Source organism: Leptolyngbya sp. FACHB-36 (assembly GCF_014695955.1).
Taxonomy (GTDB): Bacteria; Cyanobacteriota; Cyanobacteriia; order Leptolyngbyales; family Leptolyngbyaceae; genus FACHB-36.
Genome location: NZ_JACJPG010000048.1, coordinates 1 through 1,595, shown reverse-complemented (window position 1 = coordinate 1,595; position 1,595 = coordinate 1). Strand labels below are relative to the sequence as shown.

1 protein-coding gene and 1 pseudogene are annotated in these 1,595 nt (G+C 57.1%); both read right to left on the bottom strand.

The features are described 5' to 3' along the window. Nucleotides 1-491 (bottom strand): CHASE2 domain-containing protein (locus tag H6F43_RS00690; protein WP_190340113.1); only part of this gene is annotated, 491 nt, incomplete at its 3' end. Nucleotides 492-608: 117 nt separating this feature from the next. Next, nucleotides 609-1,595, bottom strand: a pseudogene (locus tag H6F43_RS00685) (hypothetical protein); the annotation flags it as partial.

Sequence of the window (1,595 nt, the reverse complement as noted above, 5' to 3'; positions counted from 1 at the left end):
AAACTGCGCCGAATGATGCCATCCGTGTCCTCGACCAAATCGCTGAAACCCACGCGATCGATCGGCACTCCGGCAGGCGGCGGCGTTTCAGGATTTGCGCCATCGCCATGTTTGCAGATTGGCACAATCCGATCGTCCTGCTGTAGCCGCTGAAGCAGTTGGGCGTGTCCCGGTTCCACGGGCAAATCGCGAAAAATATCTAGCCCAATGACGCGCGGCTGATGCCGACCCAGCTTGCCTAACACGTTATCCAGCACGCGACTGGGCAGAGGCCAATTCCAGGTTTGCAAATCCTTCTCAGTCACCGCCACAATTAGCAACCGCGAGTCGGGTCCTGTGGACGATCGCCGCTGCATCAGTTGGTCAAACGCCTTGAGTTCAATTGGCTGAAGCACTCCCGCTTGCTGCGCTCCCAGTAGGGCTGCGGTGACGATCGTGCTCGACAGAATCGCAGGCTGAATCAAGAAGCGTTTCAGACGTGCCAGCAGCATGAACAAAGGAACGACAACTTCCTAGAAGCATAGCAAACGCACGCGAGATGCAGAACCCAGGCGATCGCGGCATTGCAACACTCCAGTCCGCTCGAAGCCCTCGGACCTCCCGCTGCGTCACCGCTTTCTTGGCGACTCAATTTGCAGCCGCAGACCTGGGACATCCACCTGGAAGCGAGCTTCGATCGCCAGCACCAGCGTCACCAGTGCCAGCACCAGTCCCACAAACGCCAATCGCAGTAACCCGACTGAAAACCGCGCCTGCTTGAGCTTTTGCTGCTGCACCAGCACCAACTGTTGTAGCACTAGATTCAGCCGTTCTTCGCTCTGCTGCTGCCGCTCTTCCGCAAGTTTGCGCTGTTCGCGTTCCCGCTCTAGTTGCGACACTAGCCCAACCTGCTGCTGCTGACGAATCACGCCCACGAGATAGTCGTGCACCAGTTGGTAGCGATCGGCGGGCATTTCGGGCACCAAAAACACCAACCCTGATCCCACCAGCACTTCCAGCACCAGGTCGAGCCTGTCGATGTCGTTTGTTTGGTCGAGCGTGGTCAGTTCCGCCACCAGTTCCGTGCGGGTCTTTAGCGGACGCGTGCCATTTTCGTTCGTTAGCAGATACAGCACTAGTCGGGCAGCGGGTTCGTTTTCGGGACCGCAATCTTCGATCACTGATTCGAGCGATCGCGCCACCAGCTTTTCTTTCGGTCCTTTGCGGCGGTAGTCTGCTAGCGTCGTAATGTTTTCTGCTTGTAGCTGCGCCCCCACGACTTGCAGCTCGATCGGGCGCACCTCATCGAGTTCTCCCGCAAGGTCGCGCACAAGCTCATCGACTAACTCATCGTCTAGATAAAATTGCGCCTGTGTCGTCAGACTCTTAATCACCGATCGAGCATCTTGCGGGGAAAAGTCCCGCAGCGGATAGCGGACCGAGTTGCTGAGAATATCGGTGATGCTGTCGAGCTGCGGACGATTGACTGGCTGGGTCAGGCGCTGAAACTCCAATAGGTAGTGCAAATAATCTTCGCGCAGCGACAGCACGACCTTGACAAATTCCAAATTCAGGCAGCCGTAGAAAAACTGATAGAACGGGCGACGCTGCGGCAG